We start from the raw sequence: 16516 nt of genomic DNA, 5'->3' as shown, positions 1-16516 counted from the left end.
ATCTTTTATAGTTATATCTTTTGCATCTCACAACTTGGCAGAGGCGCCAAGCGTCTCTTTGTGCTGCCCTGCAACAATTCTGACCAGCATCAGCGCCGCGACTGCCGCAAGCCAGGGCACTGTGCGTGCCCAGACGGCGCCCGGTCCGGAATCCAGGAAGAACTCGTAAGCGAGCGAGGTCGCAAATCCTGCCAGGATCGAAGCCAGTACCTCTGGCCCGCCCGGCCGCCTGCCAAAGGCGCGCAAGACCACCACCGGCCCGAAACTCGCGCCGAGGGCCGACCATGCAAAAAGGGTCCGGTCAAAGATCGTTGCGGGCAGCGCCAGCGTCAGCCCCACCGCGACCACGCTCACGGCCAGCATGGCAAGGCGCGTCGCCAGAACTGTTCGCCCGCCCATGAGGCGGGCCGCCCCCAGATCATGGCTGATTGCCCCGCTCGCCACCAGAAGCTGGCTGTCCACGGTCGACATGATCGCCGAAAGGATCGCCGCCGCGACAATCCCGGAAAGGATGCCGGGCAGCAGGTCTCCGGCCAGTTTGAAGAAGATGCCTTCAGCCGGTGTGTCGGCGCCAAACAGGGCTCGCCCCGAAAGCCCGAGAATCGCCATGCCGGCATAGACCACCGCGCCCCAACCAATGGCGACGCCCGCGCCCATCACCCGCGCCCTGGAATCGCGCGCCGCCATGATCCAGCTGATCAGATGCGGCTGGCCCAGCGCGCCAAACCCCGTCGCCGTCATGCCCAGAACAAATCCTGCCGCAACCCAGCCCGCCCGTCCGCCGAAAGGGGAGAGGTAACCGGCCGGCGCATCGTCCAGCGCGCTCGCAATACCGCCCGCCCCACCCGCCGCACTGAAAGCCAGCACCGGCAGCAGAATCGCCACCAGCATCATGACCACGCCCTGCACGGTATTGATCACCGACACCGCAAGGAAGCCGCCCGCAAAGGTGTAGGCCAGAATGATCACAGCGCCCAGAAGGATGCCCCCGGTCATACCGATGCCGAAGAGGTCATCAAAGGCCACGCCCGCGCCCTGAAACTGCGAGGCGATATAGTAGGAAAAGCAGAAGGCGATCATCAGCGTCGCCGAAATCTGGATCACCCGCGTCACCCGCGGCCCGGCTGTCTCCGTCAGGAAGGCGGTCAGCGTCAGCTGGTCCTTGTCCCGGCTCGCAGCCTGCAGCACAGGCCCGGCAAACAGCCACACCGCGCCGTAGCCCAGCAGAATGCCTGGGATCATCCACAGCGCAGAGGGGCCCGTGCTGTACACAAACCCCGAATAGCCCAGCAGCACCCAGGCGCTCGAACTCGACGCCGCATAGGCCAGCCCGGAAACCAGCGGCCCCAGCGACCGCCCGCCCAGAAGGAAAGAGCTCGCCTCCGAGCGTACCTGCCGCGCCGCCCAAAAGCTCACGCCCACAAGCAGCAACGCATACCCGATCAGCGTGATTAACGCCGGAAGATTTGCCCGCACCCCGCCCTGCTCCCCTTAGCTCACCGTTGCAGGCGCAGGCACCGGCTCGCCCATGAAGCCCAGTGGCAGGCCCGCCTTCGGGGTGAAGCCGTAAAGCTCCTCCCCCGGCAGCGCCGCTGCCACAATCTCGCGCGTCGCCATCAGCTTGCGCAGGTCAATGCCGGTCGAAATGCCCATCGCCTCGAACATGAACACCATGTCTTCGGTTACAACATTGCCGCTGGCGCCGGGCGCCGTCGGGCACCCGCCCAGCCCGCCCAGCGAGCCGTCAAACGTCGTGATGCCTTCCTCATAGGCAGCCAGCGCATTGGCCAGCCCCAGCCCGCGCGTGTTGTGCAGGTGGACGCCCGTGAGGTTCTCCGCCCCCACCAGCCCGCGCACCGCCCGGATCAGCCGTTTCACAGACGCCGGGTCGCCATAGCCCGTGGTGTCCGACAGGCCTACCTCATCGCACCCCGCCGCCATCAGCTGCTCGGCGCAGCGCAGGATCGTCGCCTCCGGCACCGGCCCTTCCAGCGTGCAGCCGAATGCCGTGGAGAGCGATCCTTCAAAATGCGGCCGCGTCCCCTCCGGCAGCGATTTCACCAGGTCGGCAATCGCCTGTGCCTCCTCGATCACCTGCGCATGCGTGCGCCGGATATTGCGCAGCGAATGGGTTTCCGAGACAGACATCGGCAGCGTGATCTTGTGCGCGCCGCCCTTAATCGCCGCCTGCGCGCCTTTGAGATTGGGCACCAGCACGGCCACCGTCAGCCCCGGAATTGTCACGGCGAAATCCAGCACCTCCGCCGTATCGGCCATCTGCGGCAGCAGCTTGGGCGACACGAAAGATCCAATCTCGATCTCCATCACGCCCGCCTCAGCCAGCGCCGCAATCCAGCGCTTTTTCTCTGCTGTGGGCATGATCGCCTTGCAGTTCTGCAGGCCGTCACGCGGCCCAACTTCGCTGATCAATACGCTGCTCATCGAATTCCACCTGATTGTTATATCAAAGAATGTATGCCCTCGCTTGAAAAGATATATCATTTGAGCAAGTAATGGCAATCATCGCGGGCAGGAAGTTCAGGGAGTATCAGGTATGAGCAAGACCGGCGGGCCGCTGCATGGACTGCGCGTACTTGAATTCACTCATATGGTGATGGGCCCGGCGGCCGGTCTCGTATTGGCGGATCTTGGCGCCGAAGTGATCAAGGTCGAGCCGATCGGCGGCGACAAGACGCGTAAGCTCAAGGGCTCCGGCGCTGGCTATTTCCCGATGTATAACCGGAACAAGAAAAGCCTCGCGATCGATCTGAAATCGGAGGAAGGCAAGGCCATTGCCCTCGCCCTGGCCGATCAGGCAGATGTCTTCATCGAGAATTTCCGCCCCGGCGCCCTCGAAGCGCTCGGCTTTGGCTATAGCGCCCTCTCCGCGCGCAATCCGCGCCTTATCTACTGTTCGGAAAAAGGCTTCCTCGACGGTCCGTATGCGCACAGGACAGCGCTGGATGAAGTGGCCCAGATGATGGGCGGCCTTGCCTATATGACAGGCCCTCCCGGCCAGCCGCTGCGCGCGGGCGCCTCCGTCATTGATGTCACTGGCGGCATGTTCGGCGCCATTGGCGTCCTCGCCGCCCTCAACGAGCGCCAGACAACCGGCAAGGGCCGGCACGTCACAGCCTCCCTTTTTGAAACCACCGTCTTCCTCGTCGGCCAGCATATCGCCCAATACGCCGTCACCGGTTCGCCCGCCGCGCCCATGCCGGCGCGTGTCTCGGCCTGGGCCGTGTATGATGTGTTCGATGCAAAGGACGACGAGAAAGTCTTTGTCGGCGTTGTCTCCGATGGTCAGTGGACATCTTTCTGCAAGGCCTTCGGTCTGGATGACTGGGCCACCGATCCCAGCCTCGCCGGAAACAATGACCGCGTTGCCCACCGCGGCCTTATCCTGCCCCGCCTGCGCGCCCTGTTCGCCGGCTATTCCAAGCAGGATTTGATGGACAAGCTGGAAAAGATCGGCCTGCCTTTCGCGCCCATCCAGCGCCCGGAAGACCTGCTGGAAGACCCTCACCTCCTCGCCAACGGCAGTCTGCTGAATATGCAGCTTCCCGAAGGTGGCGAAGTATCGCTCCCCGCCTTGCCGCTGACGCTGGATGATGACCGCCCCGGCCTGATGCTCGATCCGCCCCGCATCGGCGCGCATTCGGTCGAGGTGCTGGGCTCTCTCGGTCACACGACTGAAGAAATTGAAAATCTCGTCAGCCGCGGCCTCATCCAGGTCAGCTGAAGTCAGCCCGCAGTATAAACCCAGGGGCGCCTTCCGGCATCTGCCTGCTGATAGGCCCGGATCGCCGGCGCCTGCAGCAGCGTCAGCCCGATAGGATCAAGCCCCTCCAGCAGCAGCCGCTTGGCATACGCCCCGATCTCAAACCGCCCCGTCCAGCCTGGCAATGCCGCTGCCGTTACCGTCTGCGCCTCCAGATCAATCGCGATCTCGGCGCCGCCGTCCAGTTTCAGCAGCCGGTCAACCTCCCCCTCGGGCAGCGCCACCGGCAGAATCCCGTTGCGCAGACAGTTGCCGTGAAAAATCTCGCCGAAGGATTTGGCGATCACCGCGCGCACGCCATAATCCATCAGTGCCCAGACGGCGTGTTCCCGCGAGGATCCGCAGCCGAAATTGGTGCCGGAAACCAGGATGGATGTGCCCGCCTGTTCCGGCCGGTTGAGCACGAAATCGCCCACCGGTTCGCGCCCGCCCGGAACGGTATAGCGCCAGCCCGCAAACAAGCCCTCGCCAAGACCGTCGCGGCTGACTGTCTTCATCTCCCGCGAGGGAATGATCTGGTCAGTGTCCACATTATCGACGGGCAACGGAGCGGCCACGCCGCGATGATGGCGGAATGGTGTCGGCATCAGGCAACGCCTCCAGCTACAAGAATGTCAGAGGGCGCGCAGATCATGCCTGCAACCGCCGAGGCAGCCACCACGGCTGGGCTGGCCAGATGCGTGCGCACGCCCGGCCCCTGCCGCCCTTCGAAATTGCGATTGGTGGACGACATCACCCGCGTTCCCGGTGGGAAGGTTTCCCCGCCCGCATAGAAGCACATCGCGCATCCCGGCGCGCCCCACTCAAATCCCGCCTCGATGAAAATCCGGTCGATGCCCAGCGCTTCAGCCTCCCGGCTCACCGCCTGAGACCCCGGCACGCACACCGCGCGCACACCCGGCGCTATTCGCCGGCCTTTGAGAATTTCGGCCGCCGCCTTCAGGTCGCTGAGACGCCCATTGGTGCAGGATCCGATAAACGCCCCGCCGATTGGCAATCCGTAGACAGATTGCCCAGGCTTCAGCCCCATATAGGAAAGCGCCCGCGGGCTTGCGTCGGCCGGAATGGCCTCCCGCAGCGCCGTTGTATCTTCCGGGCTGGTGCCCCAGCTCACCTGCGGCTGGACCTTGCCGGCGTCCACCTCCAGCACTTCGTCAAACACTGCGCCGGGGTCCGTGCACAGCTCTTCCCAATGCGCCAACGCCGCCTCTTCCTGTGCCGCAGACGGCGCGAACACCCGCCCGCGAATATAATCCAGCGTCTTTGCATCCGGCGCGACCAGCGCCGTGAACGCGGCAAACTCCACCGCCATGTTGCAGAGGGTCAGGCGCCCCTCGATACTCAGATCACGGATCGCGTCCCCCGAATATTCGATGGCGCAGCGTTTGCCGCCATCGGCGCCAAAGCGGGCGATGATGTAAAGCGCCAGGTCCTTCGCCGAAACGCCAGGGGCGAGGTTGCCTGAAACGCGGATATGCATCTGCCGGGGCTTTGCGGCGCGCAGCGTGCCGGTTGCCATCGCATGTTCGGCATCGCTTGATCCGATGCCCCAGGCCAGCGCGCCCAGCGCGCCGAGGCTGCAGGTATGGCTGTCGGGGCAAACCAGCGTCAGGCCAGGCAGCGCAATGCCCAGCTCGGGCGCCACCACATGCACGATGCCCTGCGCCGGACTGTCAGTGTCGATCAGGTGGATGCCCGCTTTCTGCGCCATCTCGCGTGTTTCAAGAATGAAGGCCTCCCCGCCGGGGCTGCGCGCTTCATTCCGCCCACGGCCATGCCGGAACGACACGATATGATCCATGATCGAAAAGACGCGTGCCGGGTCGAGTACCGGATGGCCATTGGCGGCCAGAGATTTCAGCGCGACGCCGCCCGTGCGCTCATGCAGCAGCAACCGGTCGATGGCGATCAGGTCTTCCCCATCACCCGCATCGCCCACCCGGTGCAGATCCCACAGCTTGTCGAATAAGGTCGCCACAAAATCCTCAAAACCAATAGATATATCTTTTGAGATAATGCGGCAAATGCAATCTGGCGAGCGCTATTGTCAAAGCCGATTGTCGCGGCCCGAAATTGCCGGAAACCGGTCAATTTCTCCAACGCCCCTGCGGCAGTAGGCGGGGTTTCCATCTGCCTCGAATTGAGACATTTTGAAGTCGACTCGCTTTTTCTGAGGAGGTCAGATCGCGCTCGTGGTGTTCGGCAAAAAACCTGGTACGCCGATCTCGGCGGAGCGCCTGTCGGCCGCTCTGCGAACCAACGCGCCTGCCGATCAGGCCAAATTCATCCGGCGCGCCCCAAGGGCTGACCGCCAGTCCACCTGGGCGCCCTGCGTTCTGGTGTGGGAGCCGAAAGGCCGCGAAGAAGGTGTCTGCATAGACATCTCAGAGACCGGCGCGCGCATCCGGTTCCGCAACAAGGTCATGATCCCGGGCAAGTTCTTCTTCGTCTCGGCCAAACTCGGCATCAACACCCCCGCCGAATTCATCCGCCAGGACGGCCACGACATCGCCATCCGCTTCACGAGCTGAGCGTTCCCCATCGGCACAAACGCCATGACAGCGCCGCCGCAAGGCACGCTGTTTCAATAACAATGTCTGACTGTTTTCTGTCTGGAGCGGGCGAAGCGCTCCATCGAAAATTTAAAACCTATATTTTACAAGGCTTTAAATGCAAGCTATTCTTGATTTGTAGGGATATTTGTAGGGAATTTCGTAGGATGATTTTCGTCTCTTTTTTTCCTAGCGTGAATCCAGATTCGAAGCATCGACCCAATCGCGGCCCCCTGAGATTTTTCAACCGGCTTTCCAATCGAACATCCTCCCGCCAGGCTGAGCCGCAAAGACGCTCAGCACCGGAGCGGCGCAGTAGGTGTCCGCTCCTAAACAGGATGATCCTGCCGTAACCGGTGAGCTGCCAGGGCCGAGAGCTGTGCACCTGCGGGTGTATACGCAAAAGCCTTCACCCAGAGAGGCGTGGTGACATATCGCCTGTCTTCAAAATGCGCGTGCTCACTGGTCGCGGTCTCCTCTAGGAGGCCGACCCAGCAGAGCGGCCGCAGGACCTGGTTCCAGATCATGCCAGGAACCCGGTCATACGCTGCTGCCGGATCTGGCAGGTCAAAGAGTGTTTCGCGCAGAGCGCCACCAGTCACGCCGCGCGCCGCTTCGACGTGCAGCAGGTTGAGGTAAAGGCTCCAGTTATCGAGCCGTGGTTCAGGTATCCGCGACCAAGCGGCGTGATCAACCTTGAACAGGTAGAAGGGCGCGATCTCATTAAAGAGATCGCCGGGCGAACCCGCCATCGCCCTCCCCGCTTTTGTAAGCCTGCAGGTCAGCTTTTCGTGCCGGATCAGTTTCAGCTTTAGAAGCACGAAGTGCAGCGCCTCGAGCGGCGGGAAGTCGTATTCGTTCAGCACCTTGTTGACGAGAAAGAGCTTTTCTTTTTCCCAGCCCGGCCAGGCGAACTCTGCCGCGGCCCAGTGGACGAACCTGCGCTGGAACGCCTTGCCTTGGGTTAGCCCGATGGTGCCGTGCTCAAGCAGAAACGCCAGCAGCTTCTGAGCGGCGCAGATCATCGGCGCGCCTGCAAGCGCTGGCTCATCATTGGCAAGGGGCATGGAGTGGAGCATGACAGCAGATCCCGGTCAGGCGCTTACTTTCCAATGACCGCTATATCGGGGGCAAGCAGAAACTGCCTGAGGGGACTAGATCAGGTTCGAGCCCCGAATGTCGCGTCGAACCCGCCGATGCGGCGAGGACGCAGAAATTACGATAGAAATTTCAACAGGTTACACCACTAGGGTCGACGCAAGTGACGCGCGTCACTATCATATAATAAATCGATATATTACAGGGAACCAACCATCTAAAACTCTTATGGTGTATCCCGCTTTGTATTCAGATTGTATACCAGCGCGCTCTCGGAGCTTCGAATTCTTGATAACAATTTAAGCGACTGGGGCGTCAGGACGACGAGCTGGGCTGGATTGCAGTTATCTGCTTCCCTGTAGCGATTGCCGAAAAATCGCTACGAGTGATTCAGGCCTCTTACCCGGGCCGCCAGGTTAGACGATTGCTCGCAACGATCATTCTGAAAATTTATCTCACGGCGGGTTTGTCGGAAACCTAAGAATGGACTCGGGAAGCTTCACCCATGGCTGGGCACTCGAGTGACCCAGCCCCCTGAATTCCGGCCATGAATTCGCAGACTCTCTTCATTATTCAAGAAGCATTCTGCGTATGGCATTTATATGCGGTTCTTTTAAACCGTACACTGTGTTTACGAATTTCTCAATGGTGCCATGCTGCGCCTTGAGCTCGGACAATGTAGCTTCAATATAGTCAGGATGGGATGCCAGGAGCGGCGCTACGACCTCATCGGCCAATTCGCGCAGAATATCCTGACCTTTCCCCGTTGATGGTTTATCATCGTCAAGTCCAAATTCCTTGCGGTAGTCTACGATCCGAGCAGACAGAGAGTAGTCGTTGATAATGAGATGATCAGGGACGCCCAGAATGGATAGAATGATTGCAGCCAACACACCCGTGCTGTCTTTACCGGCGGAGCAATGAAAAAGTAGCGGAAGCTCTCCTTCAGAAATGCATTCCAATACCGAGGAATAGGTCTCAGCCTGTTCGTAGGGCAACTTCCTGTAAAGATTCAACATAACCGCGGTTACGGCTTCCGCTTGCAGGCCGGAATCGGTAAATGCAGCGGCCATCGCGACGAGATTGCCGCTTTCGGCCGAGGAAACACGTGTCTGTCTGACTGGTGTCCCCGCCCAGTTTATAGGGAAAGCTCGACGTTCCTCCGGGGTCCGCAGATCGAAAATGGTCTTCAGATCAAGCCGATCGATTCTGCCATAATCAGAGAACGTCAGTTTGTGGAGCCCGGCGGAACGGAAAATCCGATACCGCCTGACTGATTTTCCACAGACGGTAGGATATCCACCAATATCACGAAAATTCTGTCCCCCCTGCAGTTTCAAAACGCGGCTGGGAACACCCCCCACATAAGGTTTAAATGTCCTTATCCACATAGCGGCTTTGTACCCGTTCGATCAAAGTTGGACGTTCACGGAAACGATAAGTGACGCTCTAAACGTTCCCGAGATCTCAGCTGAACAGCCCGGAATTTCTGGAGGCCTTTTTCCTCAGCTGGGTGCCTGCGCGGTCCTGTTGGGCAGCAGTGGTCGCAATGAACGGTTCAAGCGCAGGTACACAGGGAATGAACTCACCAATGGAGCGCAGCCACTGGCATGAACCGAAAACCGGGGAACTGGAATATGCCGCGCATTTCAAGATGTATCATTGCGATCAGTCTTCAGTCGTTGATTTCCACCACGGTATCCGCATTTCCGCAGGAGCAGACCATAGAAGACACAACCCCCATGACACCCGTCCTGAGACCTGACAAAGGTTCGAACCGGTTCAACCGGCTGGAAAGCACCAATTCACCCTGCTCAGATCGCACGTCCCATTCCCAGCGGTCGAGGTGAACCTGTCCCTGCGAGCATCCGAAACCAAGCGCCGGACCAATCAGGATACAGCGGCGTGCTGTCACGCCTTTCATCCTGCTTACGGCCTTCCACGCGTCAGGGCGCGCCCAGATCACCCGACCGCGAAAAACGGTCTCAGGATCATGCCCAATCATTTGTAGTCCTTCCAGTGTCTGGGCGCTTACGCCCATCATTCCGGCAGGATCAAACTGCCGGCTGATGGACTCAACCCGGCCGGCGTCGAACGGGCTGTCGTCAGCATTGATCCCGAAGAGACCAAGCTGCTGAACGGCCGCTTCAAACGGTGCGAACTGAATGACTTCTGGGGTCGAGGAGATGGTCAGAACAAAGCTCTGAGGCGCAAACCCAAACGTCTGCAGTGTACGGACCATTCGTGTTCCGGACCTATCGAGTTCAGTACGCATGGCAGAATAGAATTCGCGCTTTGTGCCAACGACATAGGAGCCAACGATGTCAGGATTTAAGGTCATGGCGATTACTTCTTCGTCACTCTTGGGATTTTATGAGGCGGTCCAAGCTTCAGGAGCTCTGCCTCTTCAACAAGCTCAATCACGGTCCGTACGCCAATCTGCTCGGAGATGTCGTCATGCAGCCGTGCTTTCAATGCATTCGCGCTGCCCGTCAGGCGTTCGGGATCATACCCGATACGGATCGAGAGCTCTGGCATCTCTCGCTCCCGTCGAATGATCTGAAACAGTCCGTGGCGCGTCTCTGAGTGGTTTTCCACAATCCCCATGATCTCGCGGGGCAGGATGGACCGGCCTTCGACAAGGATCTGATCGGTTGCGCGCCCCAGTATCTTAAAGCGCGAATGAACACGCCCGCAGCCGCAGGGTCTCCGGTCAATGACGACCAGGTCACCCGTGCGGTACCGGATGAGCGGGCAGAGGCGGTCTACGAGCGTCGTCACCACAAGCTCGCCAATCTCACCGTCCGCAACCGGAGCTGTTGTGATGGGATCTATGGCTTCGATATAGGCAAGATCTTCATAGGCGTGGAAGCCGTTATGCATCCGGCAATCAGTTGTCGAAGCAACATCCCCAAGGCTCGTTGTCTCATAAAGCTCAAGGCCCCATGACTTGACGACCGCCTTCATGCGGTCACTCAGGGGCTCGCCGCCGAAGATTGCACCTTTGTACGAGCTGAAGACATCCACCGGGTCGATACCGGTCTTTTCGATGTATTGCTCCATCGCGTGAAGAAACGGACTGGCAAAATTGTTCATGACGGTCGGGCGGAACCGGAGAGAAGCCTCGACGAGGCGTGGAAGTTCAGCCGGATGCATCGACAGATAAATGTCTGAGACCCCAAGTTCATTATAGAGACGACGGCGATGGCCGCCGCGATACGTGAACATCATGTGGACATGATAGTCTCCGGGGCGCATACCGATTGCCCAGAGGTCCCGGCAATACCCGATTTCCGGAGCGCCCAGGCGGCTGTTGGGAATCGGGGTCGGATCACCTGTCGTTCCCGAGGTCGTTCCCATCGAGACCGTCAGCCCCGGGATTGTAACACTTGTCCCGCCTCCGACATCATTGTGAGTGTCCCGGAAAACACGGATGTCGTCCTTATCGATGAAAGGCCAGATCTCTCTGAATGCCTTAATCGAACTGATGTCCCGCGCGTCCACTCCGGCTTCTGCACACTTCTGGCGGATGAGGGGCGCGTAGTCCTGCGCATGACGGCATATCGCGCCAATGGCGTTATCCTGAAGATCGTTCAGAAATTCGCGGGACGCAGTCTCAAGCGGGTCGAGAAATTCAGGGTAACTCATGTTTCCTCCTGTTGCGGCACGCGTTCGAACGCGCATTCGATTTATTTATCCGGCACTTGGATAGCCGCCCCCGCCAAACGCTGCGTCTACGGCCTCCCGGTCGATGGCCCCGGCCGCATTTCTCGGGATCTGATCGGTAAACACGACGGTCTTGGGCTTTTTGTAGGATGCAAGGTGACGCCGGCAATGTTCTATGAACGCTTCTGGCGCATGGTCTCCGCCCGGCTTGCGGACAATAACAGCCTTGATGTTCTGGTCCCAGGTCGGATCCGGCACACCGATCACGCATACATCGGCAACCCCCTCATGCTGGCGGAGACATGCCTCCACCTCGGCGGGGTAAACGTTTTCGATGCCGGTCTTGATCATGGTGGTCTTCGGGCCCACAAAAATCAGGGATCCATCCGGCAGGCGTTTTCCGAGGTCGTTGGTCCGGTGCCAGCCATTGACCACACGCCGCGCATTCTCCTCGGGCCGGTTCCAATAACCGCACATCACGAGAGGACCGCGCGCCAGAATTTCTCCGGTTTCCCCAACCGGTTTCTCCTGCCCGGCTTCATCACCGACCATGATCTGGATGAAAGGTGAGGCGCGGCCTGCGCCCGATCCTCCAAACCAGAGCAGATTGACCAGCCCGCCGATCTCGGTCTGGCCATATCCGCCCATATGCTTCATTTGGGGCGCATCAGCGGGCATGACCAGCGGCATACGATAGTCAGACATCTGAGGATCGGAAAAAATTGATGAAACATCGTACTTCCCGTCCTTGTTGAGCGTCCGCATCTGGGCGATGGTCGGCGCCGCGATGAAGGCATGGGTCAGCTTGTAGCGGTCAATCATGCCGAGCATTTCTTCTGCATCCACACGGGACACGAAGGCGCAGCGGCCACCGCAAAGGAATGTCGCCATGGCGCCCATCAGGACGCCGAGATGGAACATAGGCCCCGATACAAGATAGCCACTTCCCTCATCCACCTTCTGCCCCATGGTCGAAAGCCAGGAAACCAGCAGGATGGATTCATGGCTCAGCAGCGCCGCGCCGGGCCGGCCACTGAAACCGGCAGTGTAGATGGCCAGCAGAGGTGTCGACGGCTCGACCGGATCGAATGTCGATTCGGGGTTGGCTGCGGCCAGGAGTTCCTCATAAGCAGCTTCCCCGTCGCAACCGTCATGGCATATCCAGTTAGAGTCAGGCCGCCACGCGCTTCTGGCTTCCCGATTGATGGCGCCGATTTCCTTTTCCTGCCAGAAGATGATGGCCGGATCGAAGTCATCGAGTGCAAAGGCTATCTCGCTCGCCGACCATCGCCAGTTTGCCGGACAGACAATCGCGCCGAGACGGGCACTTGCCAGCAGCGTCTCAAGCACGCGGAAAGAGTTCTGCCCCAGCCAGAGGATGCGGTCGCCCTTGCGTACACCTTTGGCGCGAAGGACTGCGGCCAGCCGGTTTACCCTTTCATCGAGCTGGCGAAAGCTGAAGGAGACATCGCCTTCGATGATGGCCGTCATATCCGGGCGGTCACGTGCATGCTGATGAAGCAGGTCGCCGAGCCCATATGCGTGAATTCCAAGATAAGGATTAAGCGCAGTATGCTGTTTCATGGATCAGGCTTTCCGGAAAATAGGCAATTTCCAGCCATCGCGGATGTCGTTCCAGTCAACCTGTACTTTCATCCCGATGACTATGTCCTCAGCGGGCATGCCGACCAGGTTCGAGACCAGCCGGGCACCGGGCGCGCCATCAAGATCAACCACGACCGGGACATAGACAAAGTCGGGAACATCCGGAAACGGAGATTTGTTGCAGATGGCAAAACTGAATACGGTGCCGGTTCCCGGCAGGGTTGGCCAGTTGACCTTCTGGCTCTGGCAACTTGGACAAAACGCCGTTGGTGGCATCCTGAACTGTCCGCAGGCGCCGCATTGGCACGCGGTAAGCCGCTCCGCCTTTGCCGCCTGCCAGAAGGGTTCGGTCCAGGTATCCGTTGTGATCTGGATGTGGTCCCCGGGAATGATCTTCGCGTCGCCATAAGTGATGCCACTCATCAGGAATCCCTCCTCAGGATGCAACCGGATACAGGCAAGGAAGCCGGCCCGCCGGTTACCAATGCAAACTCGGCATCCTTCACCTGGTTGATAGCGCTTCCGCGCAACTGCTCGACCGCCTCACGCGTATGTGTTGCGCCTATGATGTAGGCTTCCGAGAGCTGCCCGCCATGCGGGTTGACGGGAAGTGAGCCCCCCTTGAAGCGGATCGCGCCACTTTCGACAAACGGACCGCCTTCGCCCTTGGCACAGAAGCCATAATCCTCCAGCTGCATGACGACCATCGGACTGAAATGATCGTAGATAAGCGCAACGTCTATATCAGCAGGCTGCAAGCCGGAGAGCTGCCAGAGCCGGTCGCCTATTGGCTTGTGCCCGGAGGATCCGAAATCAGGATCCGGCATGCCCATCCAGGCGAAGGCTCGCCCCCAGTTGCGTGATCCTCCGTGTGCGGCCGCATGAATGAGGACCGGCTTCTGCCTGAGATCACGCGCGCGCTCTGTGGATGTGGTGATCCAGGCTACGGCGCCATCTGTCTCCAGGCAGAAGTCGAGCCGGCAAAGCGGGTCTGCAAGCATGGGGCTTGCAAAATATTCGTCGAGCGTCAGCTCGGTTTTGCGCACGGCCTGCGGCCGGTTCATCGCGTTAAGTCGCTGGCTGATGACAACTTCCGCGAAGGCTTCCCGCCGGGTTCCGTAGAGGTGCATGTGCCTGCGCGCGAGCACGCTCATCAGATGGCCGGGGCCGACCAGGCCGGATGGCTGCAGAAAGGAGTTTTCCGGGCTGGGGGCAGAGGCGCCAAAGACGGTACCGAGGCGCTGGCGGTATTGCTGGAGCGCCATGACCGTCACGACGTATTTAGCGTCCTCATTCTGAATGGCCGCTGTCGCAAGCCCAACGGCGCCAGCGGCGCCGCCGCCCCCACTGGTCAGCGCCGCAGTGAAGCCGACCTCCTCAATCCCCAGCATTTCCATAAGAGACGCGGTATCGGCCTTGTCACCATAACCCATCTGAGCGCCGGAATAGTAGGCAAAACCATCAATCTGCTTAACGCTGATCCCGGCATCGTCACAGGCTTTTAGGATCGCTTCGCCTACCATCTCGTTGATTGTACGCGGAAAGCTCTGGCCGCGGATATAATAGTCCGTCGCCCCGATGCCTGCGATCGCGCATTTGTCCTGATTGATCCAGACCAAAACTGTCCTCCCAAGCCCGGCGGTTTTCCGCCAGATATATAACTAGGTGTATAAGGCTTTGTGTGTGGGCGTGTCTATACCCAGTTGCCCGCCGCCACTCTTATTTCGCAGGTCAGGCAAAATGGAGACGCCTGTATCTGCCCTTGAAATAGAGGAGCGGGTCACGTCTTGGCTCGTACCGCGCGCGCTCGACCCTGCCGACGAGGATCACATGGTCTCCCCCGTCATACTCTGCGTGGCGCACGCATTCAAAATTGACCAGCGCCCCGGACAGGAGCGGCACATCATGCTGTCCCCGCTGCCAGGGTGTTTCAGAAAAGCGGTCCGTACCGGGTCTGGCAAACCGGTTGGAGATAGGTTGCTGACCTATGTGGAGAACATTCACTCCAAAATGCTTGGCCCCTTCCATCGCCTTGAGACTACCGGATGTCTTGGCGATGCAGACCAGCAGCAGCGGCGGATCAAGGGAGACCGAGGTAAACGAATTCGCTGTCAGACCGACGGGCTGCCCCTCTTTGTCCATCGCAGTCACCACCGTCACCCCTGTGGCAAAACAACCGAGGGCATCCCTCAGTGTCCTTGCATCTGACCCGGCGCGATAATCCGGCAGATACCTTGGAACGCGGCGTTCCAGAAAATCCAGAAGAGTTGCATTGAAGAGGTCCGACCTGTCAAAGGCCGCCATGTGTCCGGCATCCCTTATTTCCGCAAATTCGGCGCCTTCAATCTGCTTCACATATCGTCCTGCCGCTTCTGCCTCGGTAAGCTCGCTCAGGGCACCGCGCACGAACAGTACGGGGATTTTCAGGTTCGGCGCTGCGGCCGCCACACGGCGGATGGCCGCTTCGAGGTTCATGGCGTCCAAGAACCGGGGATCCCAGAGCTGTCCAGGCTCGCATCTGGTGCTGCGTTTGCGCAGGGCATCGCTGACCTTCCTGGCAGCCTGCGCATTGATCTCCGGCGGTACATCGGCGAGAACCAGACCGGCGGCGAGATGGCCGCCGTCTTCGCCGAGAGTAGCGGCCGCGATCCAGCCCCCAAGCGACGCGGCGACAATCACGGGCCGGACAGGCATCTGCGAAAGAACACATCTGAGGTCTTCGACATAGGCATCGAAATCATATCGCCCGTCTTGCGGCCAGTCGCTGTCGCCGTGGCCGCGCAGATCAAGATTGATGACTTGCCGGCCTGCCTTCACAAGCGCTCTGGCGGCGTCCTGCCAGACGCTCCGGGTCTGGCCACCCCCATGCAACAGCAGCACCGCCGGATCCTCAGGCGATCCGCTGATTTCCGCGCGAAGTATGGTAGCGGCAAACCCGCGGAATTCCGTCACAGACATGCGCGTCTGCCCTCCCCTTAATTTACTGTTTGCCGCGCGATTGCTCCGAAAGCCATTCGACGATCATCGCTGTCCGGCGCGCTGTGAGAAGGCGCGCAATCTCGGCGTCTCCCTCGAGAATTGCATTGCAGAGCTGGATCTGAAGGCTGCGCGCCCGTGCGCGGTCATCTGCCTGCTGATAAAATCTGATATTCTGTTCTTCCCGGCCGAATGTGTAGCCGATTTCCATGAACAGACCGATCGCCGGATTGCCGCTCATGGATGAAATAATCCGCGCAAGCCTTGTTTCCGTCTGAATGAGCTCTTCAGGCGTATCGTCTGCCGGCTGCAGGCCGGCAACCAGGTCCCGATGCTCGCTCAGGGCGGTCCTTTTATCCTCATCCTTGCATTGCGCGGCAAGTGCGGCTGCTTCTGCGGCGATCAGGCGCGTAACTGCATGAACATGATCCAGGGTTGCGCCATTCAGGCGAAGAAAGCGTGCGGGCGCACGGATGACATCGGCCGCCGATGGCCGGGTGGCAAAGAAGCCGCCGCCCTGCCCCTTTCTGACGGCAATCAACCTGTCCGACTCGACGATCTTCGCCGCCTGCCGGAGTGTCGGCCGGCTCACACCAAGCTGTGTGAGCAGCTCTGTCTCAGACCCGATGTGATCGCCTTCGGCAACCGAAAGGGACAGTTCCGCCAGCCGCCTCGCCGTTTCCGAGACCCGGCTTCTGGCAGATCCAATTTGCAGATCGGTTTCATAGGGCATGGCCGCCTCCAGCTTTTTAGATACCTATTGAGACGAATTGGGTCAACAACATAGTTGTATAACTCGGAATACTGTTTTATTAGTTACCTATTAGAGGCAATCGAT

General features: G+C 59.8%; 15 protein-coding genes. 2 read left to right on the top strand and 13 right to left on the bottom strand.

Annotated elements, in window-relative coordinates:
* Window positions 1-27: 27 nt before the first annotated feature.
* Together BBF93_RS05125 and BBF93_RS05120 are read right to left on the bottom strand one after the other, a co-directional pair.
* Entirely contained in the window at window positions 28-1476 is a 1449-nt protein-coding gene (locus BBF93_RS05125) for a sodium/proline symporter (RefSeq protein WP_114105217.1), read from the bottom strand.
* Window positions 1477-1491: 15 nt separating this feature from the next.
* On the bottom strand, window positions 1492-2442 hold the full coding sequence (locus tag BBF93_RS05120; RefSeq protein WP_114105216.1) for a hydroxymethylglutaryl-CoA lyase: 951 nt from the start codon (window positions 2440-2442) through the stop codon (window positions 1492-1494).
* A gap of 112 nt (window positions 2443-2554) precedes the next feature.
* Between BBF93_RS05120 and BBF93_RS05115 the strand changes: the two genes are divergently transcribed.
* A complete protein-coding gene (locus BBF93_RS05115) occupies window positions 2555-3742 on the top strand; it encodes a CaiB/BaiF CoA-transferase family protein (protein ID WP_114105215.1) in 1188 nt (395 codons plus the stop codon).
* 2 nt (window positions 3743-3744) lie between these two features.
* Here BBF93_RS05115 and leuD read toward each other — a convergent pair whose 3' ends face one another.
* Window positions 3745-4368, bottom strand: a complete 624-nt coding sequence (gene leuD, locus BBF93_RS05110; RefSeq protein ID WP_035598564.1) for a 3-isopropylmalate dehydratase small subunit — start codon at window positions 4366-4368, stop codon at window positions 3745-3747.
* Entirely contained in the window at window positions 4368-5759 is a 1392-nt protein-coding gene (locus BBF93_RS05105; RefSeq protein WP_114105214.1) for a 3-isopropylmalate dehydratase large subunit, read from the bottom strand. The genes leuD and BBF93_RS05105 overlap by 1 nt, the downstream gene beginning before the upstream one ends.
* Before the next feature lie 214 nt (window positions 5760-5973).
* On the opposite strand from BBF93_RS05105, the gene BBF93_RS05100 reads away from it, so the two are divergent.
* The gene (locus BBF93_RS05100; protein WP_035598571.1) at window positions 5974-6312 is read left to right on the top strand and encodes a PilZ domain-containing protein; all 339 of its coding nucleotides are present in this window, start codon (window positions 5974-5976) and stop codon (window positions 6310-6312) included.
* 350 nt (window positions 6313-6662) lie between these two features.
* Here the strand turns inward: BBF93_RS05100 and BBF93_RS05095 are convergent, their stop codons facing one another.
* From BBF93_RS05095 to BBF93_RS05055, 9 genes are all read right to left on the bottom strand, one after another.
* Window positions 6663-7412, bottom strand: a complete 750-nt coding sequence (locus tag BBF93_RS05095; RefSeq protein ID WP_114105213.1) for a hypothetical protein — start codon at window positions 7410-7412, stop codon at window positions 6663-6665.
* Between the two features lie 588 nt (window positions 7413-8000).
* Complete coding sequence (locus BBF93_RS05090; RefSeq protein ID WP_114105212.1) at window positions 8001-8822, bottom strand: tyrosine-protein phosphatase; 822 nt, start codon at window positions 8820-8822, stop codon at window positions 8001-8003.
* A 284-nt stretch (window positions 8823-9106) separates the two neighbouring features.
* Window positions 9107-9673 carry a hypothetical protein gene (locus BBF93_RS05085; RefSeq protein ID WP_233349278.1) on the bottom strand — a complete coding sequence of 189 codons (567 nt, stop codon included), beginning with the start codon at window positions 9671-9673 and terminating at the stop codon, window positions 9107-9109.
* A gap of 104 nt (window positions 9674-9777) precedes the next feature.
* Window positions 9778-11079 (bottom strand): phenylacetate--CoA ligase family protein, encoded by a 1302-nt coding sequence (locus BBF93_RS05080; RefSeq protein WP_114105210.1) that lies wholly within the window; start codon window positions 11077-11079, stop codon window positions 9778-9780.
* A gap of 45 nt (window positions 11080-11124) precedes the next feature.
* Window positions 11125-12681 carry an AMP-binding protein gene (locus tag BBF93_RS05075; RefSeq protein WP_114105209.1) on the bottom strand — a complete coding sequence of 519 codons (1557 nt, stop codon included), beginning with the start codon at window positions 12679-12681 and terminating at the stop codon, window positions 11125-11127.
* Between the two features lie 3 nt (window positions 12682-12684).
* Entirely contained in the window at window positions 12685-13125 is a 441-nt protein-coding gene (locus BBF93_RS05070; RefSeq protein ID WP_114105208.1) for a Zn-ribbon domain-containing OB-fold protein, read from the bottom strand.
* Complete coding sequence (locus tag BBF93_RS05065) at window positions 13125-14321, bottom strand: thiolase (protein WP_114105207.1); 1197 nt, start codon at window positions 14319-14321, stop codon at window positions 13125-13127. Before BBF93_RS05065 ends, BBF93_RS05070 begins: the two co-directional genes overlap by 1 nt.
* Window positions 14322-14433: 112 nt before the next feature.
* Window positions 14434-15660 carry an alpha/beta fold hydrolase gene (locus BBF93_RS05060; RefSeq protein WP_114105206.1) on the bottom strand — a complete coding sequence of 409 codons (1227 nt, stop codon included), beginning with the start codon at window positions 15658-15660 and terminating at the stop codon, window positions 14434-14436.
* 22 nt (window positions 15661-15682) lie between these two features.
* Window positions 15683-16411, bottom strand: coding sequence for a FadR/GntR family transcriptional regulator (locus tag BBF93_RS05055; RefSeq protein ID WP_114105205.1), 729 nt, complete (start codon window positions 16409-16411; stop codon window positions 15683-15685).
* Between the last annotated feature and the right edge of the window lie 105 nt (window positions 16412-16516).

This window comes from Hyphomonas sp. CACIAM 19H1 (assembly GCF_003325995.1).
Classification (GTDB): Bacteria; Pseudomonadota; Alphaproteobacteria; order Caulobacterales; family Hyphomonadaceae; genus Hyphomonas; species Hyphomonas polymorpha.
Note: the sequence above shows the minus strand (reverse complement) of the source record. Positions and strands in the feature narration are given on the sequence as shown.